Annotated in this window: 16 protein-coding genes and 12 pseudogenes; 19 read left to right on the top strand and 9 right to left on the bottom strand. The window is 56.0% G+C overall.

The window, feature by feature from the left end; translation table 11 throughout:
* Nucleotides 1-12: 12 nt before the first annotated feature.
* From tnpB (PR017_RS22595) to PR017_RS22615, 5 genes and pseudogenes are all read right to left on the bottom strand, one after another.
* Complete coding sequence (gene tnpB, locus PR017_RS22595; protein WP_046119556.1) at nucleotides 13-360, bottom strand: IS66 family insertion sequence element accessory protein TnpB; 348 nt, start codon at nucleotides 358-360, stop codon at nucleotides 13-15.
* Nucleotides 357-704, bottom strand: coding sequence for an IS66-like element accessory protein TnpA (tnpA, locus tag PR017_RS22600; protein WP_278333024.1), 348 nt, complete (start codon nucleotides 702-704; stop codon nucleotides 357-359). The genes tnpB (PR017_RS22595) and tnpA (PR017_RS22600) overlap by 4 nt, the downstream gene beginning before the upstream one ends.
* 92 nt (nucleotides 705-796) lie before the next feature.
* A pseudogene (locus PR017_RS28580) lies at nucleotides 797-979 on the bottom strand (transposase); the annotation flags it as partial.
* 150 nt (nucleotides 980-1,129) lie between these two features.
* Entirely contained in the window at nucleotides 1,130-2,773 is a 1,644-nt protein-coding gene (locus PR017_RS22610) for a hypothetical protein (RefSeq protein ID WP_133255561.1), read from the bottom strand.
* A 432-nt stretch (nucleotides 2,774-3,205) separates the two neighbouring features.
* A pseudogene (locus tag PR017_RS22615) lies at nucleotides 3,206-3,676 on the bottom strand (transposase); the annotation flags it as partial.
* On the opposite strand from PR017_RS22615, the gene PR017_RS22620 reads away from it, so the two are divergent.
* Nucleotides 3,671-4,677, top strand: a protein-coding gene (locus PR017_RS22620; protein WP_111218198.1) for an IS630 family transposase whose coding sequence is annotated in 2 segments (ribosomal slippage) — nucleotides 3,671-4,109 and nucleotides 4,109-4,677 — 1,008 coding nt in all. Because the reading frame shifts where the segments join, the coding sequence is not laid out codon by codon here. The pseudogene PR017_RS22615 and the gene PR017_RS22620 sit on opposite strands and share 6 nt — an antisense overlap.
* Before the next feature lie 112 nt (nucleotides 4,678-4,789).
* Here the strand turns inward: PR017_RS22620 and PR017_RS22625 are convergent.
* Together PR017_RS22625 and PR017_RS22630 are read right to left on the bottom strand one after the other, a co-directional pair.
* Nucleotides 4,790-5,813 (bottom strand): annotated as a pseudogene (locus PR017_RS22625) (LacI family DNA-binding transcriptional regulator).
* 143 nt (nucleotides 5,814-5,956) lie between these two features.
* On the bottom strand, nucleotides 5,957-6,715 hold the full coding sequence (locus tag PR017_RS22630) for a tyrosine-type recombinase/integrase (protein WP_423228438.1): 759 nt from the start codon (nucleotides 6,713-6,715) through the stop codon (nucleotides 5,957-5,959).
* Nucleotides 6,716-6,795: 80 nt separating this feature from the next.
* Here PR017_RS22630 and PR017_RS22635 point away from each other — a divergent pair.
* Nucleotides 6,796-7,835: pseudogene (locus tag PR017_RS22635) on the top strand (IS110 family RNA-guided transposase).
* Nucleotides 7,836-8,182: 347 nt separating this feature from the next.
* Nucleotides 8,183-9,305: pseudogene (locus tag PR017_RS22640) on the top strand (IS5 family transposase).
* Nucleotides 9,306-9,708: 403 nt separating this feature from the next.
* Here the strand turns inward: PR017_RS22640 and PR017_RS22645 are convergent.
* A pseudogene (locus PR017_RS22645) lies at nucleotides 9,709-10,748 on the bottom strand (IS110 family RNA-guided transposase).
* A 129-nt stretch (nucleotides 10,749-10,877) separates the two neighbouring features.
* Between PR017_RS22645 and PR017_RS22650 the strand changes: the two are divergent.
* Nucleotides 10,878-11,207, top strand: a pseudogene (locus tag PR017_RS22650) (DAK2 domain-containing protein); the annotation flags it as partial.
* Between the two features lie 82 nt (nucleotides 11,208-11,289).
* On the opposite strand, the gene PR017_RS22655 reads toward PR017_RS22650, so the two are convergent.
* On the bottom strand, nucleotides 11,290-12,123 hold the full coding sequence (locus PR017_RS22655; protein WP_111218080.1) for an IS5 family transposase: 834 nt from the start codon (nucleotides 12,121-12,123) through the stop codon (nucleotides 11,290-11,292).
* Between the two features lie 738 nt (nucleotides 12,124-12,861).
* On the opposite strand from PR017_RS22655, the gene PR017_RS22660 reads away from it, so the two are divergent.
* The 15 genes and pseudogenes from PR017_RS22660 to PR017_RS22730 all read left to right on the top strand — a co-directional run bounded on the left by PR017_RS22660 (nucleotide 12,862) and on the right by PR017_RS22730 (nucleotide 24,693).
* Nucleotides 12,862-14,547 carry an NAD(P)/FAD-dependent oxidoreductase gene (locus PR017_RS22660; RefSeq protein ID WP_111220955.1) on the top strand — a complete coding sequence of 562 codons (1,686 nt, stop codon included), beginning with the start codon at nucleotides 12,862-12,864 and terminating at the stop codon, nucleotides 14,545-14,547.
* 40 nt (nucleotides 14,548-14,587) lie between these two features.
* Nucleotides 14,588-15,928 carry an amidase family protein gene (locus PR017_RS22665; protein ID WP_111220954.1) on the top strand — a complete coding sequence of 447 codons (1,341 nt, stop codon included), beginning with the start codon at nucleotides 14,588-14,590 and terminating at the stop codon, nucleotides 15,926-15,928.
* Between the two features lie 99 nt (nucleotides 15,929-16,027).
* Nucleotides 16,028-16,291: pseudogene (locus PR017_RS22670) on the top strand (helix-turn-helix domain-containing protein); the annotation flags it as partial.
* 164 nt (nucleotides 16,292-16,455) lie between these two features.
* On the top strand, nucleotides 16,456-16,803 hold the full coding sequence (gene tnpA / locus PR017_RS22675) for an IS66-like element accessory protein TnpA (protein WP_111217014.1): 348 nt from the start codon (nucleotides 16,456-16,458) through the stop codon (nucleotides 16,801-16,803).
* A complete protein-coding gene (gene tnpB / locus PR017_RS22680) occupies nucleotides 16,800-17,147 on the top strand; it encodes an IS66 family insertion sequence element accessory protein TnpB (RefSeq protein ID WP_046119556.1) in 348 nt (115 codons plus the stop codon). The genes tnpA (PR017_RS22675) and tnpB (PR017_RS22680) overlap by 4 nt, the downstream gene beginning before the upstream one ends.
* Before the next feature lie 77 nt (nucleotides 17,148-17,224).
* Nucleotides 17,225-18,873 (top strand): annotated as a pseudogene (tnpC, locus tag PR017_RS22685) (IS66 family transposase).
* Nucleotides 18,873-19,457 carry a plasmid pRiA4b ORF-3 family protein gene (locus tag PR017_RS22690; RefSeq protein WP_111217016.1) on the top strand — a complete coding sequence of 195 codons (585 nt, stop codon included), beginning with the start codon at nucleotides 18,873-18,875 and terminating at the stop codon, nucleotides 19,455-19,457. Before tnpC ends, PR017_RS22690 begins: the two are co-directional and overlap by 1 nt.
* 102 nt (nucleotides 19,458-19,559) lie before the next feature.
* Nucleotides 19,560-19,841: a transposase gene (locus PR017_RS22695; protein WP_111218078.1), complete on the top strand. Its 282-nt coding sequence runs from the start codon at nucleotides 19,560-19,562 to the stop codon at nucleotides 19,839-19,841.
* A 64-nt stretch (nucleotides 19,842-19,905) separates the two neighbouring features.
* Complete coding sequence (locus PR017_RS22700) at nucleotides 19,906-20,997, top strand: IS5 family transposase (RefSeq protein WP_209187069.1); 1,092 nt, start codon at nucleotides 19,906-19,908, stop codon at nucleotides 20,995-20,997.
* Between the two features lie 191 nt (nucleotides 20,998-21,188).
* A pseudogene (locus tag PR017_RS22705) lies at nucleotides 21,189-21,296 on the top strand (IS66-like element accessory protein TnpA); the annotation flags it as partial.
* A 2-nt stretch (nucleotides 21,297-21,298) separates the two neighbouring features.
* Complete coding sequence (tnpB, locus tag PR017_RS22710; protein ID WP_161959318.1) at nucleotides 21,299-21,613, top strand: IS66 family insertion sequence element accessory protein TnpB; 315 nt, start codon at nucleotides 21,299-21,301, stop codon at nucleotides 21,611-21,613.
* 418 nt (nucleotides 21,614-22,031) lie between these two features.
* Nucleotides 22,032-23,283, top strand: a pseudogene (gene ltrA / locus PR017_RS22715) (group II intron reverse transcriptase/maturase).
* Between the two features lie 79 nt (nucleotides 23,284-23,362).
* Nucleotides 23,363-23,674 (top strand): annotated as a pseudogene (locus tag PR017_RS22720) (IS66 family transposase); the annotation flags it as partial.
* A 52-nt stretch (nucleotides 23,675-23,726) separates the two neighbouring features.
* Nucleotides 23,727-24,191: a group II intron maturase-specific domain-containing protein gene (locus tag PR017_RS22725; RefSeq protein ID WP_240538949.1), complete on the top strand. Its 465-nt coding sequence runs from the start codon at nucleotides 23,727-23,729 to the stop codon at nucleotides 24,189-24,191.
* A 100-nt stretch (nucleotides 24,192-24,291) separates the two neighbouring features.
* Entirely contained in the window at nucleotides 24,292-24,693 is a 402-nt protein-coding gene (locus PR017_RS22730; protein ID WP_279619568.1) for a transposase, read from the top strand.
* Nucleotides 24,694-24,765: the final 72 nt, after the last annotated feature.

Consider the following 24,765-nt stretch of genomic DNA (forward strand, 5'->3'; position numbering starts at 1 on the left):
GCCAAAAAAACGCTATCCCGCGCTCGTCGGGCGCCATGTCTGCTGCGGGTTTCGCCAGTCAATTCCCTCAAGCAGATAGGACATCTGGCCAGCCGTCAGCGCAATCGCTCCACCCTCCGTCGCCGGCCAAATGAAACGGCCGCGCTCAAGCCGCTTTGCGTATAGCGAAAGGCCAATTCCGTCATGCCAAAGAGCCTTGATCAGCCGGCCACTTTTCCCCCGGAAGACAAAAACGTCCCCCTTGAACGGATCACGGCCCAGACCTTCCTGCACGATCAGAGCAAGACCCTGCATCCCTTTGCGCATATCGCAATGGCCGCTCGCAATCCAAACACGCACGCTCGAACTGATCGGGATCATTTGAGCGCTCGCATTACTGCTGCGGCAAGATCACAAGGTGCCCCGGACGCAATCCTCACCTTGGTACCGTTCGCAAAGTCCACAGCGATCGTCGCCGCAACGACATCGCCACCGCCCGCGGCACCCACGACCGTCGCGGGCACGAAGGCAGGACCATCCGTCACCTCAACCGACAGCGCCTGGCGGCGCCACGTGTAGAGCAGCCCCGTCGAAACATCAAAACGACGCGCTACCTCCGACACATTTGCACCCGGCGCGAATGCTGCCTCCAGAATTTCCAGCCGATCAGCCGGTGACCAACGACGACGCCGTTCTTGACCCGTCAGCAAAATGGCCTGTGCCATAGTTCCTCATTGCGCTCTTAATTCCACTCTCAAGAGCGCAAAATCACGATATCGCAAAAAACTCGCAAGGCGGTCCACGCCGTAGGGATACCTTGACGTCGCCAATCGGAAAGCTGGTTTGCTATAACGCCGTGACGGCGCGCGACATCCACAACGCGAACACCAGGCTCAAAGCTTTCCGCCACGATCCGCGCCTTCACATCATCCGGCCAACGCCGGTTTCCGCGGCGCGGCTCGACAACTTCGTAGCGACCAACAAATCCATCATCTGCCATGAAAATCTCCAGATACAACTGGAAACCTTCTCGCATATGCAGCAAGCCTCAAAATACACCCAATCCAATGGGGCGGAGACGGCGCTTACGATAAATAGCGTGTTAGAGAGCGGAATCTTATCTACAGAAATATTTGAAAAAATCTCGATGTTAACGTTCGATAGAGTCGTCACGCTTTCGTTTTGAAAGCGCATCGCGTGGCGTCTCCCTTATCTTTGACACGTCCGATCCGGTGGCGCGGTTCCGCTGCCCAATTTCATGCCTAAAGAAAGGACTAGGATCGGAGATCGATGACCTACGCGCATCCGTAAGTCTTTCATCGTTAGCCAGCGATTTCGTCCCCGTTGGTTTGAATGTGAGTTTGGTCTGGCCAGCCGCACATCCCGCCCTCTCGATTCCTCGCCGAACAGGCGATATTTGAGGTTTTTTCAATCCGGTAGATTTATCTGCTTTACTCGCTCCCGCGAGCACCAAGTGCCGCTGGGGCACTGTGAGAAGCCGGCACGTCCATGCTTCATGAAAATCGTGCAGATCGCGCACAAGATCGTTGAATTGGTCAGGACTTTTTGTCTTAAGCGTGTGTAGCTGGCCGCTGCCGACAAACGCCGCGAGTTCCGGGCGATCATTTATATCCACCATCCCCGGAGCCAACCAGAAGTCTCTGTTGTCGGAGACGGTTTTAAGAAAACAAATACGGCTGTAGAAGTTACCGCGGCTAGGAGGAATAACTGCATCAAGGGATTTTGCGACGTAACCTGCCATTTCTGCTGCAACGGGATTTGTCCTTGCTCGATGCGGGTTGTCATAGAGGACGGCCGCAAACATGTCGTATGCTAGATACGGGTGAGGTTGATAGGATATTGGGCGGTGGGCTGCTTCTGTGGCCCCATTTGCAGCATAGGAAGAATCCGAGCCGAAACGGTATTGCGCTATTAAACGAGCAACATCTTTAACTTCGTCGGGCGCAAGTTTGCGCACATTCTTATTATCAGCTAGCTGCAGCAGCTTTTGCCGTTCTGGACGAATTATTTTCTCTACGGCGTCCGTCACTTCCTTCATGCGATAATGAAATTGATTTGGAATGAAATCCCGGGTTTCAGCACCGCGCGTCTCGGCGATGGTCCTTTGCCTCTTGAGCCAGTTCTGAATAGAATTGGAATGCGTTACGATCTCATCAATCACCCGCTGACGCACCTCATTGTAGCTTGCACCATCTGGGATTATCGTGTCGAGGAGCTTTTTAATTTCACGCAGGTCGGCGTTATACCGATCTCTGTGTTTGATATTACCACTAGTGTAAACGGAGGTGTGCTTTTCCGGTAATCTGAGATCAGCGCGATGCCCAACAACAGCTGTCTCAGGGAATTCGACGGGGCTGACCCAGTGTGGAATCTGTCCGTGTCGCTGCAGGTACTCCGACAGATGACCGATCGTAGCTGCCTGGACTGGATTGGCAAAGCGCGGTTTCATTGAGTCGATGGTGCGGATGACTTCATCTACTTTCGCCGCATTGTTTATCGTCGCCAAATCGGAAGTACCGATTATTCCGGCGTCGCTGATGAGCCGCAAGGTGCCCAAGCGCTGTCTGTTGAACTGCGGCAGGGCAGGAATGGAGCGGCTCAGGATCGCGTCCACTTGGCGGCCGAGCGAACCGGCGTCTGATTGTAAATTTTCTGTCCTTGAGCCAGAGGGCGGTGGACCATTTAATCTACCACCTGCATAGGCAGGAATTCTGCTGCGGATGGAGTCCGTCAGATATGTAATCGCTGATGCTTCCAGCTCGGACTTGCGCACGGTGCATATCCACTGCAAAGAGGTTCTATTCCGTCGATTTTGCGCCTTTCATCGCATTAGGCAATCCCAACGATTGAGCGTTCATCACAAAAATCAATTCATCTGTAATACGCCAACTCGCTGACCTCGACTCTTTGGCCTTCCCAAAACGCGGTGAATCTTCTGTGGTTGCCGCCCGTGATGCAAGAAGTCTTTGAACCGAAGGTCATGTGATCGAGTGCGGTCTTCTGTGAGGCCTGTAGATACGGCGTTTACAGAAGCCGCTGGCCGGTATGGTGGTCTGCGGGTCGGGTCCAAATCTGAATCCCGAGCTCTTCTGCTCATGATTCAAGGCTGGTTTTCCCGATCCAGATCTTTTCGATCATTTGCCCATTCGGGTCGTCGCCTTCTCACACCCCTTTTTCCGACATTAGGTTACCTGCAACACCTTCATCATGTTGCTGGCGCCTGTGCCGGAACTCGATAATCCTCATGTTTTGTCAGCAATGCCCAGACCGTGCGCGCCATCTTGTTGGCCAGTGCGATCGCGACCAACATTCGGGGCTTTCGCGCGAGCATGCGCGCCAACCACGATCCTTCCGGTATGGATTTCCGGCCCAGCCAGTTCAGGGGTGTCATTGCCCCAATAATCAGCAGCCTGCGGATATCAGACTGCCCAGACTTGGAAATGCGTCCCAGTCGTTGTTTGCCGCCCGACGAGAACTGACGTGGCACAAGGCCGAGCCATGCGGCGAAGTCACGGCCACGCCGGAAGTTCTCCATTTGCGGGGCAAAGGCTTCGATCGCCAAGGCTGTCAAAGGGCCAACGCCAGGAATGGTCTGCAAGCGCCGCGCCGTGTCAGCTTCAGCCGACAATGCCTTGATCTTTGCGGTCCGCTCGTCGATGCGAGCCGTCTTCTGTCGCGGCAGTCGAAGGACGCAGCCCAGGTACGACGCTTGTCGGCGCTCGCATTGATCTACGACGGCTGCTCGCGGTCAGATGCAGCCCGGCTCGGCAATGTCACGCTCCAGATCATCCGGGACTGGGTCATGCGTTTCAACGAACGGGGTCCCCAGGGGCTGATCGACGGCAAGGCTCCCGGTCAGCAGTCGAGGTTGAACGATCAGCAGCGTGCGGCCTTGGTGCAGGCCATCGAGCGTGGGCCGACACCCTATCTTGACGGCGTTGTTCGCTGGCGTCTGTGCGATTTGGCTCAATGGCTTTGGGAAGAGTTCCGCGTTTCTGTGAGCGAGCAAACACTGAGCCGCGAGGTCCGAGCCATGGGTTATCACAAGCTTGCTGCAAGGCCCAAACATCACGCGCAAGACCCTCAAGCCATCGAGGATTTTAAAAAAGTTTCCCCGCCGCAGTGGCAGAAATCGCCGCCGGAGCAGCGCAAGGAAAACGGGTAGAGATTTGGTTCGAAGACGAGGCCCGTATCGGGCAGAAGAACAAGATCACGCGCCGCCGGGCTAGGCGGGGAACGCGGCCTTCCGCGCCGCACGATCAAAGCACAAGATCGGCCTATATCTTCGGTGCCATCTGCCCGAAGCTTGGCAAGGCGGCAGCTCTCGTCATGCCGTGGTGCGACACCCACGCGATGACGCAGCACCTGGCGGAAATCGCCCGCCATGTTGACGAGGATGCGCACGCCATCCTCATCATGGATCAGGCAGGCTGGCACATGTCCAATCATCTCGTCGTGCCTGAAAACATTACCATCCTATCACTCCCGCCGAAATCGCCGGAGCTAAACCCAGTGGAAAACCTCTGGCACTTCATGCGCGAAAACTGGCTCTCGAACCGAGTCTTCAAATCATACGACGAAATTGTCGATCACTGCTGTGATGCTTGGCGAAAGCTCGAAAGCCAGCCATGGCGGATAATGTCCATCGGTCGAAGAGAATGGACGAATGGGTTTTGATCAGTGAGGATGCGTATAAGACAGTGCGCGTTTGAAATTCGAAGAGTTTTGAATCTGCGCAATTGACGTGCGCACCTCAATTAACGGAAATCGCGAACCGAGTAGGCAGAATTTAAAGGTTTTCTTTTAAAAGAATTTCGATTCTGATCTTCTCTTGCGCCGCCAACGGCTCCTTGGCATCGGCGCGTGCTCGCATGATGCGTACTGCGCTGCGAACGGCGTGGCCCGGATCCTGCGCGATCACAGCGTCAATGCGGTCGTCGCGCAGTGCCTCTTCAGTAAAGATCGTGCGTTCGTGGACCACTACCGTGAGGTTAGAAAGATCTGAATGTGCGGCGATCGCCGAAAGCGGCACCCGGGCCTCCGCACTCAGGACGTAGACTGCGATAATGTCTTTGTTGTTCTCAAGAACGCGCGCGATGATCTGGTTTGCGCGACGCTCATCGGCGTGGGTTTCGATGGAAGGGAGGGCTCTGAGGTGGGGGAAATGCTGATTTATGACGCTGTCGAAGCCGTGGCGCCGCTGGATGCTGTCCAGAGATTGCATCCTCTCAGCAACAACCATCACCTTGCCCTGCCTGTGAAAGGAAAGCCTGCCAATCAATTTTCCGGCCGTGGCTCCTGCTGCAAAGTTGTCCACACCGACAAAATCGGCTGTGGCGAGTTTCTCTTGCCCCGGATAGGAACTGAATGACCTTGATGTTACGCTTGAGGAGACGGGCGACCGCATCGCGGACCTGGGGCGACTCCGGCGCCATCAGTGCCAAGCCGTCAATATCGACTTCCTCGGCTCTGCTAAGATACTTTGCCACGCCATGTGCGTCGTCAGTCGCAATCTGGACGTAATCGATGCCGGTGAGATCGCCCTTGAGGGCTAATTTCAGTTCCTCCACGCGCTGTATGAGCTCTCGTAGGTACAGATCGCCTGAGTTTGGCAGGACGAAACGGAATCTATAACTCTTGTTGCGTGCGAGGCTGACGGCTGCGGGGTTTCGCACAAAACCGATCCGATCGATTGCTTCGTTGACCTGCCGTACGGCTTTTCTGCTGACATTGGGGCGGTCGTTTAACACGCGATCTACTGTCGCGAGGCTGACGCCCGCGGCCTCTGCGAGGTCTTTTGCTGTCGGCCGCATCCCGGCTCCTAAAACGATTTGATCACATACATTTCCCTCAGAACGGAGAAAAATGCAAGAATTGAAGTGCGGACCTCAAAATTCGCTTGCAGTGAGGTGCGCACCTCAGTTATTAAGGTATTGCCTAGTGACGGCAGGGTTTGTTACTTTGGGGGCTCCTTCAGGCCGCTGATATCAACTTTGGCCAATGCTTTTGCCTTCATCTCCAGGTCCACCTCGGCGTAAATGTTGGTGGTATCCAACGAGACGTGGCCCAACCAGGCGCGGATTGTGTTGATGTCGACGCCCGCGCGCAGGAGGTGGACTGCTGTCGTGTGCCTAATCGTATGGGGGCTGACGCGCTTTGTGGCCAGGGACGGCACCATTTTGCTCGCCGCGGCGGCATATTGCGTGATGATGCGGTGTATTCCGAACCGTGTCAAAGGAGACGTGCCCAGCTGAAGACTACCGATCGTCAACCTGGCAGCCTCATCGGCGCGTGCACCGCTGTTGTACAGGAATAAAAACGGGGTGTGGTCGCGCACTCCAAGGTTCGTACGTCTGTCGGGTTGCCCGAGAAGCGCATCCATCTCGGCCTTTTCGAGGTAGCCGATCGAGGCTTTTGCCGTCTTCTTGAACGGTATTGCCCTTACGTCGGAACACCAAGCCAAGTGGACCGGCGAACGCATGCCGATGTAGCGCGCCAATGAATGAATGGTCGCGAGCCGTTGGTTACGGGTTGCTTCGCTGCATCGGCGATCGTGTTCTAGATGGTCCAGGAATTTGCGGACAACTGCCGGCGTCAGCGCTTCAACTGTCATACGATCAATGGCGCAACCTCCTTGCTTGCTTGCAAACGGCAACAGCAGTTTAACAGATAGGATATTCGGCTTGAGTCCCTGCCTCGACATCACAGGTTTGATGAAGAGGCGCTGCGCTTCGAGTTGATGATAAACGTGGTCATGTGAGAACAGCCACAAGCATCAATGAAAGGAAGCGCAGCATGAAATATTTTGCAGGCCTTGACGTCTCGTTGCAAGAGACATCCGTATGTGTCGTTGATGAGACCGGTCGGATTTGCCGGGAGATGAAAGTCGTCACGCACCCGGACGATCTGGTCCTGGCGTTAAAGAACCTGGGCCGGGAATTTGTCCGCATCGGGCTGGAAGCCGGCCCGATGTCGCAGTGGCTATATAGTGGCCTGGTTGAGGCGGAGCTGCCGACAGTCTGCATCGAAACCCGTCATGCGAAAGCCTTTCTCAAAGCGCAGGTCAACAAGACGGACCGCAACGATGCTCGCGGTATTGCCCAGATGATGCGGGTGAACCTCTTTCGTCCCGTGCACGTCAAGACGGTGACCAGTCAGAAACGCCGCGCTCTTCTGACCGCACGTAAGCTGCTCCAGGAGAAGGCGCTCGCATTTGAGAACGATATTCGCGGGCTGCTGCGTAACTTCGGCCTTAAGGTGGGCATTGCCAGGGTGGGTAAATTCGAAAACCGCATTACCGAACTCTGGAGGCTATTCCCGATCTCAAGGAGATCATCGCTCCCTTGCTTGACGCCCGCCAAAAACTCCGGGAGGAGTTCTCGCGGCTGCACCGGAAGGTTCTCGACATCGCCCGGGATGATGTCACCTGCAAGCGGTTAATGACGATACCCGGAATAGGTCCAGTGATCTCACTCGCCTACATCTGCACCATCGACAGTCCCGCTCGGTTTGTGCACTCACGAGCGGTGGGACCTGCTTTGGGGCTAACACCGGTTGTCAATCAATCGGGAGAAAGCAAGAGGATCGGCCGGGTCTCATCCGCCGGCGATGCGATCATGCGCGGGCTACTTTACGAGGCGGCACAGGTCTTGCTGACACGGGTGAAGAAATGGTCCTGGCTGAAGGCTTGGGCGATGAATGTTGCCAAACGCCGCGGTCTTCGAAAGGCCATTGTCGCTCTTGCACGGAGACTTGCGGTGATCATGCATCGGATGTGGAGCGATGGCACGGAGTTCCGGTGGACCCGCGACAACGACGTGGCGAAAGCCGCATGATCGGAAACAACGGGAGACAATAAAGTTCTGCCAGCCGGTGGAAAGATGTCCTTCGCGGACGGTGGACAAGGTGAGTTCGGCCGCAGCCTTGCTTCAACTGCAGCACATCGCAGGAAGTGCGCTTAACAGATTGAACCGCCTTGTTCTTCTAATCCTATGGTGGGAGGGCCGATGGGCCGATCCCGGAGAGAAGCGTGGACCGCGAAAGACTGAACGCCACGGCAGGAAAAATAGCTCGAAGTGCTTGACCTCAACACGCCGAATAGAGAAGGATGCGGAAAAAGGCCCTTGCTGTAAGCGGACTGCCGTGATTCCATGCCTGGGTGATTGATTGGCGGGAGCAGAACATGCGCGGCAGTGATGACCAGACGGCGGGTCTGTTTTCTTATGTAAGCTGCGAAGCCCGCGTTCCGGCAAACCATCCGCTGCGGCCGATCCGTGCCATCGTAGACGAGGCGCTGGAAGTTCTGTCCCCGGATTTCGAGGGGATGTATTCAGCGATCGGCCGGCCGTCGATCCCGTCGGAGAAGCTGCTGCGCGCTCTGTTGTTGCAGGCCTTCTACACGATCCGCTCGGAGCGTCAGCTTATGGAGCAGATGGACTACAATCTGCTGTTCCGCTGGTTCGTCGGCTTATCGATGGACGCGCCGATCTGGGACGTCACCGTATTCACCAAGACCCGTGAGCGGCTCTTGGCTGGCGACATCGCCGCCAAGTTTCTGGCGGCGTTGCTGAGCCAGCCGCGGGTTAAGGCATTGCTGTCAGACGACCACTTCTCGGTGGACGGCACTTTGATCGAAGCGTGGGCCAGCATGAAGAGCTTCAAACGCAAGGACGGCGCAGATGGTAGCGACACTGACGACAGCGGCTCTGGCGCCGGAGAGAAGCAGCCGCCAAAGGCCGCACCGCAACTCTGAGCGTGATTTCCCCGGCGAGAAGCGCAGCAACGCAACCCACGCCTCGACCACCGATCCTGATGCCAGGTTTTACAAGAAGGCCCGTGGCCAGGCGGCCAAGCTTTGCCACATGGGTCACGTCACAATGGAAAACCGCAACGGCCTGGTTGTCGACGCCACGCTGACCCATGCGAGTGGAACCGCAGAGCGCGAGGCAGCTCTGGATATGGTGGGCCGCATGGATGGTCGTCACCGCATCACATTGGCCGCAGACAAAGCCTACGATACGGCCGATTTCGTTGCTGCCTTGCGGGACGCAAAGGTGACGCCACACGTCGCCCAGAACACGACGAACCGACGCTCGGCAATTGATGGTAGGACCACCCATCATCCCGGCTACGATGTCAGTCAGCGTATCCGCAAGCGTATCGAAGAAGTGTTCGGCTGGGCCAAGACCAGCGGCGGAATGCGTAAGACCCGCCATCGTGGAAAAGATCGCGTCGGCTGGATGTTCACCCTGACAGCCACCGCTTATAATCTGCTGAGGCTGCCGAAGCTGCTGGCGACGGCATAATCGCGCCCGGAATCCGCCGAACCAGGCGGATTATGACAAAACCGGCCGACAAGGCCGCTGAAAAAGCTCATCACGGTCCGTCTTCCAGCAGTATAACCTGGATCGGTGAAAAATTGGCGCTATTTCCGCATCCTTCTCTATTCGGCGTGTTGAGGTCAAGCACTTCGAGCTATTTTTCCTGCCGTGGCGTTCAGTCTTTCGCGGTCCACGCTTCTCTCCGGGATCGGCCCATCGGCCCTCCCACCATAGGATTAGAAGAACAAGGCGGTTCAATCTGTTAAGCGCACTTCCTGCGATGTGCTGCAGTTGAAGCAAGGCTGCGGCCGAACTCACCTTGTCCACCGTCCGCGAAGGACATCTTTCCACCGGCTGGCAGAACTTTATTGTCTCCCGTTGTTTCCGATCATGCGGCTTTCGCCACGTCGTTGTCGCGGGTCCACCGGAACTCCGTGCCATCGCTCCACATCCGATGCATGATCACCGCAAGTCTCCGTGCAAGAGCGACAATGGCCTTTCGAAGACCGCGGCGTTTGGCAACATTCATCGCCCAAGCCTTCAGCCAGGACCATTTCTTCACCCGTGTCAGCAAGACCTGTGCCGCCTCGTAAAGTAGCCCGCGCATGATCGCATCGCCGGCGGATGAGACCCGGCCGATCCTCTTGCTTTCTCCCGATTGATTGACAACCGGTGTTAGCCCCAAAGCAGGTCCCACCGCTCGTGAGTGCACAAACCGAGCGGGACTGTCGATGGTGCAGATGTAGGCGAGTGAGATCACTGGACCTATTCCGGGTATCGTCATTAACCGCTTGCAGGTGACATCATCCCGGGCGATGTCGAGAACCTTCCGGTGCAGCCGCGAGAACTCCTCCCGGAGTTTTTGGCGGGCGTCAAGCAAGGGAGCGATGATCTCCTTGAGATCGGGAATAGCCTCCAGAGTTCGGTAATGCGGTTTTCGAATTTACCCACCCTGGCAATGCCCACCTTAAGGCCGAAGTTACGCAGCAGCCCGCGAATATCGTTCTCAAATGCGAGCGCCTTCTCCTGGAGCAGCTTACGTGCGGTCAGAAGAGCGCGGCGTTTCTGACTGGTCACCGTCTTGACGTGCACGGGACGAAAGAGGTTCACCCGCATCATCTGGGCAATACCGCGAGCATCGTTGCGGTCCGTCTTGTTGACCTGCGCTTTGAGAAAGGCTTTCGCATGACGGGTTTCGATGCAGACTGTCGGCAGCTCCGCCTCAACCAGGCCACTATATAGCCACTGCGACATCGGGCCGGCTTCCAGCCCGATGCGGACAAATTCCCGGCCCAGGTTCTTTAACGCCAGGACCAGATCGTCCGGGTGCGTGACGACTTTCATCTCCCGGCAAATCCGACCGGTCTCATCAACGACACATACGGATGTCTCTTGCAACGAGACGTCAAGGCCTGCAAAATATTTCATGCTGCGCTTCCTTTCATTGATGCTTGTGGCTGTTCTCACATGACCACGTTTATCATCAACTCGAAGCGCAGCGCCTCTTCATCAAACCTGTGATGTCGAGGCAGGGACTCAAGCCGAATATCCTATCTGTTAAAGGCCGGCCTCTATAGGATGCAGGAGATTGGTGGCGCGCGGCTTGGCGACCGGACAATGGTCGATGCTCTCTTGCCTGCACTCGACGCACTCGAACAAGGTTTCGCCCCCGCAGCTAAAGCAGCACGTGCAGGAGCTGACCTGACGGCAACACTTATCCACGCAAAGGCGGGACGTGCTGCATATGTCAACGCAAAGCAATTGGAAGGTCATGTCGATCCCGGAGCAGAGGCCGTTGCCCGACTGTTCGAGTACCTGGCGGTGCGGCCCGACTTCGAAGGCCAGTCAGCTGGCGAAAAGACCGTCGCTATGAGCGTGACAGGGTGATAATCGTCGCAGACGCAGACGCACACGCACACGCACATGGAATTTGGCACCTGTTTGGATCAGAGTCGGACTCGAAAAGGCTTCAATGATATCGATACCTTGCGAGCCGCCGGGTTATCAGGCGAATGTGGGCGATCATAATCCATGCCTCTGAGGAGGCGATGGATTTTTCGACGTCCTTTGCTAGCCTGCGGCATCTGCCAAGCCACGCGAAGGTCCGCTCGACGACCCAGCGTCGTGGCAGAACTTCAAAGCCTTTCGCTTTGTCCGAGCGCTTGATGATCTCGACCGTCCAGCGTCCGATCTTCTTCAATCGCCGCTTCAACTTATCGCCTGCATAGCCGCCATCAGCGAAGACATGCAGCAACCATGGCCACCTGTGGCGGATGGATTTCAGAAGATCAGGAGCACCATCGCGATCCTGGATGTCGGCGCTGTGCACCATGAGACCGACCATCAGGCCAAGCGTATCGACGATGATATGGCGCTTTCTCCCTTTCGTCTTCTTACCTGCATCATAGCCTCGTATGCCACCGCTTTCCGTAGTTTTCACGCTCTGACTATCGATCACACCAGCCGTCGGACTTGCCTCTCTGCCCTCCAACTCGCGTGCCTCCATCACGAGATGATGGTTGATGCGTGTCCAAAGTCCCAGTGCCCGCCATTCATAAAAATAGCGCTGGACCGTTGAACAGGGCGGAAAATCCTTCGGCAGCATCCGCCACTGGCAACCGGTGGTGGCGATGTAAAGCAGAGCATTTACGACCTCGCGCAAATCAGTGGTGCGAGGTCGACCCAAGCGGCGGGGCATCGGCAAAAAAGGCGCAACCAGTTCCCATTCCCGATCCGTCATGTCACTTGCATAGCGAGCCGTTCGCCGGGCATATTGCCGACGGGTGATTTCAGTCCAGGCCATCGTGAACTCCATCGAATCTTTGCAAATCCGAAGGAATCATAACCTGTTGAAATCACCCACCTCTTTTTGAGGCAGCCAATCAGAAAAAATCGATCCTATCATCGGGCTCCAGCAATTGCTTCTACTGGCAGGATATATTGATATGTCGCATCCGTGCGCCTCCCCAGAGGTATGGATTCTGATTGCCCGCAGTCGCCTGATAACCCAGACACTTGCAAGGTATCGAGATCATAGACGACTTTTCGAGTCCGACTCTGACATCGGTTCGCCTGCCTGCCTTGCCGATCGCTTCGACCGACAGGCAGGCGAACCGATGTCAAATGAAACAAAATTGTAAAAGGAAATCTCTTGAATTAAGGATAAAAATCAATAAGCTTATATTAATGATGCATAAATATCAATATTTTTATTCGTATTGCAACCCAGTACGCCCTCTGAGATGGTGTCTGAGAGACAAATTGCTATATTTAATTCCACATATACTGTATTTTCTAGTTCGAATACGTCTACTCTTACGATTGCGACTGATCAATACATGCGCTGTGGCAACTTCGGTTAGCGAGATCCGCTATCGCTAAGTAGGCAAGGGGGCAAGCTTCTTCCTGGAAATACGTCGCTGATTGTGACGCCGTATGAGCAGCCACCTTTAAGCTGTAACCGCGGCGTACCGATTTAAGGGGCAGGCATTCCGAGGCGAAACTGGCTTTCGAGAAAACATTGTCATCATCGGAGAGCAATATGCTGAACAGTACCATCCCAGTAGCTTCATTACCGAGTATCGATCTTCTTTATGATTATGGATCGTTTTTGCGATTGAGGGATTTTGAAGGTCGTATTGGGAGCGTTGCCCAAAACAGCCGCCGTCCCCGAGTCGGCATTGTGGGCGCTGGCATCAGTGGCTTGGTGGCGGCGACTGAACTTTTGCGGGCCGGGGTAACAGATCTCGTGCTGTTTGAGGCGCGAGATCGCATGGGTGGAAGGGCTTGGTCACAAATCTTCGACCCGCTCGAACCGAATCTCATTGCCGAGATGGGTGCTATGCGCTTTCCTTCCAGCGCGACCTGTCTGTTTTATTATCTGGACAAATTCAGGATAGATACCGCAGCTTCATTTCCCGATCCGGGCATCGTGGATACTGAGATACATTACCGAGGTGAGCGTTACCTATGGCAGGCTGGCGGGCCTCCGCCGCCTTTGTTCAGGCGCGTTGATCAAGGATGGCAAGCTTTGATAAACGACGGTTACGTGCACGAAGGTATTCAACTGCTTGCGCCGGCTAAAATCACAAAGTTGCTTCGGTCGCGCCGCTTTGACGAGGCTCGTGAGGCTTGGCAGGCTTGGCTGGATTCGTTTCGCGACGCCTCCTTTTATTCAGCCTTGGTCACCATCTTTACCGGACCGCGGCCGCCAGGGCGCGTTCCCTGGAAAAGGCCAGAAGACTTTGAGCTTTTCGGATCTCTGGGGATTGGATCTGGAGGCTTTTTACCTGTGTACCAAGCCGCCTTTACCGAGATACTGCGTCTGGTGATCAACGGGTACGAGGACGACCAGCGCATGATTATTGGAGGGATTTCCCTTTTAGTGAAACGGTTTGCTGAACAGGAATTTCACGGTCTGAGTTTGCGGCAGCGTGTGCGCAACGGTCATGTCAGCGGTATTTCCAAACAGGGTGGCCAGATACTTGTGACATGCTCAGGAGGGCAGGTCGAGCCCTTTGACCGCGTCATCGTCACCACAAGCAATCGGACCATGGAACTGGCCCATCGTCTTACGACGGATGAAACATTTCTTAACAATGAGGTTTTGCGAGCGGTCAGACGGACCCACCTTACCGGATCTTCCAAGCTGTTTATGCTTACGGAAAACAAGTTCTGGTTAAAAGAGGGCTTGCCGACAACTATCCTGTCTGACGGCCTTGCTAGGGGGGTCTACTGCTTAGACTATCAGCCAGATAAACCTGATGGTAAGGGCGTGGTCCTGTTAAGCTACACATGGGAAGATGATGCAAACAAAATGCTTTCCATCCTGGACAAAAAAGAAAGGTGCCAGCGTCTAGTCGACGATCTGGCCACAGTTTGCGGTGATTTCGCCCGCCATTTAGTTCCGGCGAAAGGTGACTATGAACGTCACGTCCTGCAGCACGATTGGCTAATGGATCCCTATGCAGTAGGTGCTTTTAAGCTCAATTATCCTGGGGAAGACATCTTTTCACAGCGGCTATTTTTCCAATTTGCTACCGCAAAAAGACCGGAAGAAGACACGGGCCTTTATCTAGCAGGATGTGGATGCTCCTTTACCGGCGGCTGGGTTGAGGGCGCAGTACAAACGGGCTTGAATGCCGCGTGTGCTGTCATACGCAGCTGTGGCGGCCAACTCTTACAGGGGAACCCTATTGATGAGATGGATTCCGCTTATCGATATTGAGAACCGGTAGATTTATCTTCCTTTAAATAAGGCTACTTAAATGTTTGCAACGTCTAATATCGAGAAGATTTGCCATCAAATACACGCCAGGGAAACTTCGGTGTTGGAAATCAGAGAATCGACATTAGCAGCGATGCTGCGACACAGTCAGCTCAATTGTTTCATCCAAGAACGTGGCATTGAGCAATCTTTTACCAAGCCGGATGCGGCCTGTGTGGACGCTCCACTTTTTGGGATACCGGTCTCTTTCAAAGATAACATCTGTGTTGAAGGGCAACCGGTCACCGTCGGGACGTCAGCAATGGCGGCCTGCATCGCTCCGCGTGATGCTGAAATTGTCAGGCAGCTGAAAGCCTTGGGAGCGGTGGTCTCCGGCAAGAACAACATGCACGAGCTGAGTTTTGGTATCACGTCGGTAAATGCCCAATGGGGAACCGTAGGAAACCCGGCAGCGCCTGGCTATTGCGCTGGAGGTAGCAGTGGTGGGGGTGCCGCCGCTGTGGCTGCAGGAATTGTGTTGTTGGCAGTTGGTACCGATACTGGTGGTTCGGTAAGGATACCTGCATCTTTTTGCGGCATCACCGGTTTCAGGCCCACAAGCGGGAGATGGTCATCGTCCGGCATCATTCCGGTATCGAGAACCAAAGATTCGCCCGGTTTGCTGACTCGAAGTGCGGCAGATGCCCTTTTTGTCTATAGCCATCTCTCATCGGACGAACCGATGACGGCTCCTGATAAGTCGCCTTTGCGAATAGGCCTGCCGTCTTCACTATGGACCGGGCTCGACGCCGACGTCAAGTCGGTTTGCCGTGCAGCAATTGATAGCTTAAAGTCTGTCGAACATCAATGCGTGGAGGTAGACGATACCTCGATACTTGAACTGAGCCGGACGATCACCTTTACGGTCCCGCTCTACGAATTCTTCTTGGACTTCCCAAGGACATTAGTCTCGCTAGGTTGGGAAGAAAAAATTTCTGAGGTTTTCGAGGATATTCGCGACGAGAACGTTCGCGGTATAATTCATGCGCACTTGGGTGGTGGGCTAATTACGCCCGCGAATTATGCTGAGGCAATTTCCAATGTCGGACGATTGCGGCGGAAAATTAATGCGCTTTTTGACTTGGGCGATATTGATCTGCTAGCTTATCCGACGGTCCCCCAAGCGGTACCGCTTGTTTCTGAGGCCGCGCACCCAGACATCTTTGCTGAGTGCATCAGAAACACCGACCTCGCCAGTAACGCGGCGCTTCCGTCGATTACTATCCCGGTTGCTCCTAAAGGCGCTCTCCCAGTAGGGTTAAGCTTTGATGCTGCATGTGGGAAAGATCGATACCTCTTGGAAGCTGCCACGGGTCTCGAGAAAGTGATAAGCTATAAGTAAGGCTTGAAGAATTAGAGCACATGCTGTGATCAATGAATCGATTGTGATGTGACGTCGCCGGCCTAAGCTGATTCAACATCCGCAACGGAGAGGTGGATGATGGGACAGGCCTTGAGCGATGATCTGCGAATACGAGTATTGAAAGCGTCGGCGTCGGGCATGTCGGCCCGACAGGCTGCGGCTCGTTTCGGCGTTGGAATTTCGACCGCGATCCGCTGGATCGCGAGAGCGCGACAGGGCGAGTTAAGGCCTCGGCCACAAGGCTGGCGACGACCATCGGCCGTTGATGCCCACGAGGAATTCGTTATCGCGTTGATCGATGACCGTAAGGATGTGACGCTCGATGAGATGGTTGGGCGCTTGTTCGCGGCGATGATCCTGTTTGAGAAGTTCGCCCAGCACCAGCCGCTCAATCGTACGCATCCGAGGAAGGCCGGTATCCCTACGGCGTGGACCGCCTTGCGAATTTTTTGCGATATCGTGATTTTGCGCTCTTGAGAGTGGAATTAAGAGCGCAATGAGGAACTATGGCACAGGCCATTTTGCTGACGGGTCAAGAACGGCGTCGTCGTTGGTCACCGGCTGATCGGCTGGAAATTCTGGAGGCAGCATTCGCGCCGGGTGCAAATGTGTCGGAGGTAGCGCGTCGTTTTGATGTTTCGACGGGGCTGCTCTACACGTGGCGCCGCCAGGCGCTGTCGGCTGCGGTGACGGATGGTCCTGCCTTCGTGCCCGCGACGGTCGTGGGTGCCGCGGGCGGTGGCGATGTCGTTGCGGCGACGATCGCTGTGGACTTTGCGAACGGTACCAAGGTGAGGATTTCGTCCGGGGCACCTTGTGATCTTGCCGCAGCAGTAATGCGAGCGCTCAAATGATCCCGATCAGTTCGAGCGTGCGTGTTTGGATTGCGAGCGGCCATTGCGATATGCGCAAAGGGATGCAGGGTCTTGCTCTGATCGTGCAGGAAGGTCTGGGCCGTGATCCGTTCAAGGGGGACGTTTTTGTCTTCCGGGGGAAAAGTGGCCGGCTGATCAAGGCTCTTTGGCATGACGGAATTGGCCTTTCGCTATACGCAAAGCGGCTTGAGCGCGGCCGTTTCATTTGGCCGGCGACGGAGGGTGGAGCGATTGCGCTGACGGCTGGCCAGATGTCCTATCTGCTTGAGGGAATTGACTGGCGAAACCCGCAGCAGACATGGCGCCCGACGAGCGCGGGATAGCGTTTTTTTGGCGGGATTGCGTGCGGCAGCACCAAGAAAAGCTATACAAATCAGTGGTTTTGTGATTCACTTCGAGCATGGAAACCGGCTCGGGAAATCACCGTGATCATGCTGCAGCCCTGGAAGCAGAGCTAGCGATTGCGCGGTCGGAACGGGCTACTGCTTTGGCCGAATTGGCTGTTGCCAAGGCCAAGGAGGCCGACGATCAGGCCATCATTCTTCGCCAGAAAGTCTATATCGAAAAGCTGCAACGGGAACTGCGCGGTCAGAAGTCGGAACGGACAGCGCGGCTGATCGCGCAGATGGAGCTGATGCTTGAGGACGCCGAAGCGGCGGCGACTGAAGATGAGCTTGCCGCCGAAATGGCCGTTGCTGCAGCTGCTGCGATTGCGGTCACCGGCTTTACGCGCAAGCGGCCCGTCAAGAAGCCTTTCCCGGAACATCTTCCGCGTGAGCGTGTCGTGGTGCCTGGTCCGGTTGCCTGCAGCTGCTGTGGCGGTGAACGGCTTCGCAAGCTCGGCGAAGACATCACCGAAACGATGGAGAGCGTACCGCGTAGCTGGAAGGTCATTCAGACGGTGCGGGAAAAGTTCACCTGCCGTGACTGCGAGAAGATCAGCCAGGCACCTGCACCCTTCCATGTCATACCGAGAGGATGGGCGGGTCCGAGCCTTTGCTCTGCGACAAGTTCGGCCAGCACATTCCCCTCAATCGCCAGGTCGAACGTTTTGCCCTGGAAGGTGTGCCAGTCAGTCTGTCGACAGCAGCAGACGCGATTGGCGCGTGCTGCCAAGTCCTTGACCCGCTTGTGAGGCGGATTGAAAGCCATACGTTCGCGTCTGAACGGATCCACGGTGATGACACGACCGTGCCGGTTCTCGCTCTCGGCAAGACCGTCACCGGTCGGATATGGAGCTACGTCAAGGACGATGCTCCGTTTGGCGGAACGGCGCCTCCGTCGGCGATGTTCTATTATTCCCGGGACCGGGCCGGCGAACATCCACAGGCGCATCTGGCCAATTATAGCGGCATCCTTCAGGCGGATGCCTATACGGGCTATGGCCAGCTCTATCTTCCTGATCGAAGTCCGGGCCCGATTCATGAGGCAGCGTGTTGGGCGCATGCGAGGCGACCATTCTTTGCGCAAGCCGATTTGGAGGCCAACGCGCGCCGAAAAGCGCAGGGTAAAAATGCCGCCGTCATCTCGCCGGTCGCCTTGAACATGGTGCAGCGGATCGACGCACTGTTCGAAATCGAGCGCCATATCAATGGCCGTACGGCCGATGAGAGAAAAGTAATCCGCCAGCAGTTGTCAAAACCGCTGATCGACGACATGGAGATATGGATACGCGAACACCGCGCCAGGTTGTCGCGCGACAATGACTTGGCAAAGGCGTTTGACTACATGCTGAACCGCTGGGAATCCTTCATTCGTTTCCTCGACGACGGGCGCATTTGCCTGTCGAACAATTGTGCGGAGCGATCTCTGCGCGGTGTGGCGCTCGGTCGGAAAGCCTGGCTATTTGCCGGTTCCGATCGAGGGGGCCAGCGGGCGGCGGCCATGTACAGCCTGATCGTCACCGCGAAAATGAATCGCATTGACCCACAGGCCTGGCTTGCCGATGTCCTTGCCCGCATCGCCGACCATCCAGTCAGCCGTCTTGATGAGCTTCTCCCCTGGAATTGGCGGGAAACCACAACATCGCCACTGAGGCAGGCGGCCTGATGGCAGGTCCTCTCGTTCGCTTAAAGATCACGCTCGATGACGTTGATCCCTTGGTGATGCGGCGCGTTGTCGTCCCATTCCGCATTCGGCTTGACCGGCTTCATGAGGTTCTTCAAGAGGCTTTCGGCTGGACCAACAGCCATCTGTATGAGTTCAGGATCCGTGACATCGGGTTCGGCGTGCCTGATGGCGGCTTTGATGGTCCCATCGATGCACGCAAAGAAACGCTTCTTGCTGCCATCGAAGATATCGGCGCGAAATCATTCAAGTATCTCTATGACTTCGGCGACGGCTGGACGCACACCGTGAAAATCGAAAAGGTTTTACCGGCGACCGCCGGCTTCGACGATCCCTTCCTGCTTGACGTTGTCGGACGATGTCCACCGGAGGATGTCGGCGGTCCGTGGGGTTATGAAGAGTTCCGCGAGGCCATTGCGGACACCAACCATGAGCGTCACCACGAACTAGTGGAATGGTGGGGCGATGCGCACTACGATCCTGGCGATGTCGACGCCGCCAATCTCCGCAAAAACGTCGAGGCCTTAGCTGCAAAATGGAAGCGCCGATCGCGAAAGAAAAGCTGAACCTGCGGTCCTCGGCGAATGCATACGAAGGCCGTCTTGTACGGGTGAGGAATATGGAAGAGCACTGGCTATATCGACGTCAATATAGCCGGTGTTGTAGCCATGGACATTATCAGAGACCGTAAACAGGTGAGCCGCCTTGAGATTGTGGACAGCGGTCGGCGCCGCCGATTCAGTGACGAAGCCAAGCTTGCGATTGTAGCAGAGAGCCTCTCTGCTCCCCGGCAGGTGACGGTTACAGCCCAGCGCCATGGGATCACCCGCTTTCAGTTGAATAGCTGGCGCAAGGCGGCGCGGGAAGGAAGACTTGGCAATGGTTCATCGGAAGGGTTTGTTCCAGCCCTGGTCGTTCCGGAACGCACCGTGCCAGGTGGACACCTCTAAAAACCTCCCCATTTTCCGCGTTTCATGATTCAATCCGGCCAGTGTGATTTTCTGGGAGCGGATGATGCGTGGGCAACCGGGCTTTTGGGATTTGGATGATCGTTACGAACGGCTGAGTGCCGTCGGCGATCCGCTGGAGAAGCTCAACAGCATCATTCCATGGGCGATATTTGAAAAACCTTTAGCGAAGGCGCTGAAGCGGTCCGACGGATCGAAGGGTGGACGTCCACCATTTCCGTCGGTTCTGATGTTTAAAATCCTGGTGCTGCAAGCGCTTTATAATCTCTCCGACGACCAAGCGGAGTTTGTTATCCAGGACCGGCTGTCGTTTATGCGTTTCCTTGGCCTTTCCCTTTCGCAGAAGGTGCCGGATGCCAAGACGATCTGGCTGTTCCGAGAGAGTTTGGTGCGTGCAGGTGCCATTGATAATCTGTTTGCCCGTTTCGACAAGCATCTCTCACGTTCCGGATATCTGGCCAAAGGCGGGCAGATCGTTGACGCCACGATCATCCAGGCTCCCAAGCAACATAACAGCCAGGACGAGAAAGACGCGATCAAGGCCGGCGAAATCCCTGAGGACTGGAAGGATAAACCCGCCAGGCTGGCCCAGAAGGACCGCGACGCGCGATGGACAGTGAAGTATTCCAAGGCGAAACGGCCAACGGAGACGCCGACGTCGACGACGACTGACCAGCACGATATTGCCATTCCAATGTTTGGTTACAAAAACCATGCAGGCATCGACCGAGCCCATGGCTTTATCCGGGGATGGACGGTGACGAGTGCGAGCGCCCATGACGGAGCCCAGCTTCGAAACGTAGTGACCAAAGACAATACCGCGTCGACGGTCTGGGCCGATACGGCCTATCGCTCCAAGACCAACGAGGAATGGTTGCAGGACAATGGCCTAAAGTCCGACATCCATCAGAAGAAGCCAAAGGGCAAACCCATGCCGGAGGCGATGTCGCGCGCCAACGGCCGTCGTTCGAAGGTCCGCTCCGCCATCGAACATGTCTTTGCGCGGCAGAAGGACAAGATGAAGCTCTTCGTGCGCACCATCGGAATCAGCCGAGCGAGGGTGAAGATCGGCATGGCCAATATCACCTACAACATGCTTCGCTATGTCTGGCTGACTGGAAAACCACGGACCGCATAACGCGCAGCTGGCCGGAAGGCCGAAATGCATGCCGCAGATGCGGCAATCATCACAAAAAATGGGCGATCATCCGCGCGAGTTCATCGCGGAAATACATCCACGGCACCATCTTGCCAACTGCGACCGGTAAATCGAGGTGTCCAGGTGAAGATGCTGCGCAGATAGCTCCCACAGAATGCCGGATGCCGAATAGCAGCCGTATGGAGGTGGTGATCGCAAACGGTCGGCGCGTCGTCGTTGATCAGACGGTCGATGTGAAAGCGTTGTTGCGGATCATCCGCGGCTTGGAGACACTTTAACTATGAACCCGTTTCCGATGGGCACAACCGTGAAGGTTTGGCTGGCGACTGGCTATACGGACATGCGGCGCGGCTTTCCATCTTTGGCCCTTCAAGTGCAGGAAATCTTGAAGCATGACCCGCTGAGTGGTCACCTTTTCTGCTTTAGGGGTCGTCGTTCTGACGTGATCAAGATCATCTGGCATGACGGATTGGGCGCCTGCCTGTTTACCCGGCGGCTGGAACGAGGGCGGTTCATTTGGCCAAACGTGGAAGGTGGGGCGGTAACAATCTCGACAGCGCAGCTGGGCTCAAACCACTCCAAGCGGCTGCGTTAAGAGACGTGGTCGTGAGCGTTGGAGGTAAGTCCAGGGCAACCCCTGGGCCGGTACGCATCCGAGAGACGAATGAAAATGAACCTTCCGATGAAGCGTCGTAACGTGGAACCTGTCGTCAAAACCAGAGGTGTGTCGTCTCTTTGGGATCAGCTTGTCAGATGCCTGGTGACCGGGCAAGCGGCGACCGGCGTTGAGGGGGCGTGAAGCGGATGCAGGCATTGTCGCGGAACTGCAGGAACCAGTCGCTCCGATGCAAAGGGAGAAGCACAAGCGGAGAAAACCGTGAGGCGAGAGTACCGATGCGGAGCACTGGGACGGACCGATCTGTAGTAGCGATGAAGGCTCGTAATGGAGCTGGAGCGAAGAGGTCGGATCAGGTGGGCGTATCATCAACACAACTGGCAACAGGAGGACGTTGATGGATACGCAAGGCAAACCGTTCAATATCAGTAAGCAGAAGGTGTACGAAGCTTATCTTCAGGTGCGATCCAACGGAGGCGCAGCTGGTGTGGATGGAGTAACGATTGAGCAGTTCGAGGCCGATCTGAAGGGGAATCTCTATAAGATCTGGAACAGGATGAGCTCAGGCACTTACTTTCCTCCGCCAGTTCGCGCCGTTTCCATTCCTAAGAAGAGTGGAGGCCAGCGGATCCTCGGGGTGCCAACAGTGGCAGATCGCGTGGCCCAAAGTGTGGTCAAGCAGATGATTGAGCCGGATCTAGATGCAATCTTTCTGGCAGATTCCTATGGCTATCGGCCCGAAAAGTCGGCGCTGGATGCCATCGGCGTTACGCGCAAGCGGTGCTGGAAATATGATTGGGTCCTGGAATTCGATATCAAAGGACTGTTTGACAATATCGACCACGACCTTCTGCTACGGGCTGTACGCAAACACATAACGTGTGCCTGGGCGCTGCTCTACATCGAAAGATGGCTGACAGCACCAATGCGGAAGGAGGATGGGGCAACCGTCGAGCGAAACTGCGGCACGCCACAAGGCGGTGTCGTTAGCCCGATACTTGCCAACCTCTTCCTGCATTATGCATTCGACGTGTGGATGGGCAGACAGTTCCCTGACCTGCCATGGTGTCGTTACGCGGATGATGGACTGGTGCATTGCGAGCGAGAGTGAAGCGCGGATCGTCAGAGAAGCGCTTGCAGCTCGTCTTTTGGAATGTCGCTTGGAAATGCATCCCGCGAAAACGAAAATCGTCTACTGCAAAGATGATCGACGGAGGGGTAGGCACGAGACCGTCAAGTTCGACTTTCTCGGGTATTGCTTTCGTCCGCGATCCGTCCGGGGTCCAGTTACGCAGAAAACATTCTGCGGATTTACCCCGGCCGTCAGCATATCATCGCTGAATTCGATGCGGGAGAGGATTCGAAACCTGAAACCCCGCAAACGAACAGAGGTGACGTTGGATGACATTGCCCGCGAGATAAACCCGATCGTTCGGGGATGGATCGCATACTATGGGCAATACTCGCGCTCGGCACTTTATCCGATGGCGAGATACATCAACGAAACGCTCTATGTTTGGTTTAAACGGAAATATAAGCGCTTTCGCAAACGCCTGGGGCAAGCGCGTCTCTTTGTTGCAAAGATTGCGCGTGAAAACCGGAAGCTGTTCGTACACTGGCAACTTGGTAATGGCATGGAGCTCGCTTGATGGGAGCCGGGTGAGGTGAGAGCCTCACGCCCGGTTCTGAGAGAGGCTGGAGGTGAAATTCCTCCGGCCTACTCGCCCGACGATCCCAATCCTCGCCAAGGGGCAATGCACGACAGGGCGGATCTGGACCTATGTTCGGGACGACAAACCTTTTGCTGGTCCTGCGCCGCCTGCTGCGGTGTTTTATGCCACCAGCAACCGACGCGGCGAGCACCCGCAAACACATCTGGCTGAGTTTGGCGGGATACTTCAGGCCGACTGTTACAACGGCTTCAATCCACTGTTCGACCGGACAAAGAAACAGATGCCGGTGACACCAGCCTTCTGCTTCGCCCATGCGCGCCGAAAGTTCTTCGAACTCGCTGACGTCTCTCGTCGTGCGCGCCGGGGCCATCCTCAGCCGCGGTCGCGCGGATGAGGCGCTGGCGTGGACGAAGGCGGTGATGACGAATCTGGGGCTGACGCTCAACGAGGCGAAGACCTCGGTGAAGGATGCCCGGCGCGAAAGCTTTGACTTCCTTGGGTACACCCTGGGACCGCGCCACCTGCCCAACGGAGGGCGCTGGTATCTGGGAGCAAGCCCGTCCAAGAAGAGTGTGCAGAGGGTCAAACTGAAGGTTGGCGAACTGTTGGTGCCGGGTAACAAGGGTGCATGGGATGAGGTCAGGGCACGATTGAACCGCGTCTTGCGCGGATGGTCGGCCTACTTTTCCTACGGCGCTCTGGCGTCCGCATACGAGGCCGTCGATCAGCATGTCTATGATCGGACGCGGCACTTCCTCCGACAACGACACAAAGTGCAAGGGCGTGGGACGGACCGGTTTTCCCGTGAGCATGTCTACGGGGAACTGGCCGTTCTGAGCCTTCGACGCGAGCGCGGGCGGTCGTCGCCGTGGGCCTTACGATGAAGCCAGTCGGAAAGCCGGATGCGGGAAATCCGCACGTCCGGTTTGATGAGCGGGGACGGGAAACGGGGCTTCGCCACCGCGCCCGTCCTCGACTCTACAGATCAAGGGCCGCAAGCGGCACATTCTGGTCGACACTCTTGGCATGCTTCTGAAAGCCGAGGTCCACTCGGCAGGAATTCAGGATCGTGATGGAGCAGCACTTGTTTTCGACAGGCTCGCCAACCGTTTTCCCTTTATCGAGAAAATCTGTGGCGACGGCGGCTATCAGGGCACAACGGTAGAAGAGGCCAGCCCGCGACCGATGGAGATTATCAAACGAAACCAGGCCGGTTTCCAGGTGCTACCGAAGCGATGGATTGTCGAACGAAAGCTGGCTTGGCTCGGCATAAACCGCCGAATGGCAAAGGATTTCGAGCGTTTCCCGGCCACAAGCCTAGCCTTCATCCAAACAGCAATGATCAAGCTCATGACAAGAAGGCTCGCTCGATACCCGCTTTCTTGAACAGATGGGGTGATTGGGGTCTGCGCCGCGGGTGTGGCTGCTCCCCTTGAGGATGTTAGAACGTGGTCCGTG

Source organism: Rhizobium tumorigenes, from assembly GCF_003240565.2.
Classification (GTDB): Bacteria; Pseudomonadota; Alphaproteobacteria; order Rhizobiales; family Rhizobiaceae; genus Rhizobium; species Rhizobium tumorigenes.

Coding starts and splice junctions, on each gene's coding strand:
- tnpB (WP_046119556.1), bottom strand. CDS start 360: ATGATCCCGATCAGTTCGAGCGTGCGTGTTTGGATTGCGAGCGGCCAT.
- tnpA (WP_278333024.1), bottom strand. CDS start 704: ATGGCACAGGCCATTTTGCTGACGGGTCAAGAACGGCGTCGTCGTTGG.
- PR017_RS22655 (WP_111218080.1), bottom strand. CDS start 12,123: ATGGCCTGGACTGAAATCACCCGTCGGCAATATGCCCGGCGAACGGCT.
- PR017_RS22660 (WP_111220955.1), top strand. CDS start 12,862: ATGCTGAACAGTACCATCCCAGTAGCTTCATTACCGAGTATCGATCTT.
- PR017_RS22665 (WP_111220954.1), top strand. CDS start 14,588: ATGTTTGCAACGTCTAATATCGAGAAGATTTGCCATCAAATACACGCC.
- tnpA (WP_111217014.1), top strand. CDS start 16,456: ATGGCACAGGCCATTTTGCTGACGGGTCAAGAACGGCGTCGTCGTTGG.
- tnpB (WP_046119556.1), top strand. CDS start 16,800: ATGATCCCGATCAGTTCGAGCGTGCGTGTTTGGATTGCGAGCGGCCAT.
- PR017_RS22690 (WP_111217016.1), top strand. CDS start 18,873: ATGGCAGGTCCTCTCGTTCGCTTAAAGATCACGCTCGATGACGTTGAT.
- PR017_RS22695 (WP_111218078.1), top strand. CDS start 19,560: ATGGACATTATCAGAGACCGTAAACAGGTGAGCCGCCTTGAGATTGTG.
- PR017_RS22700 (WP_209187069.1), top strand. CDS start 19,906: ATGCGTGGGCAACCGGGCTTTTGGGATTTGGATGATCGTTACGAACGG.
- tnpB (WP_161959318.1), top strand. CDS start 21,299: ATGAACCCGTTTCCGATGGGCACAACCGTGAAGGTTTGGCTGGCGACT.
- PR017_RS22725 (WP_240538949.1), top strand. CDS start 23,727: ATGACGAATCTGGGGCTGACGCTCAACGAGGCGAAGACCTCGGTGAAG.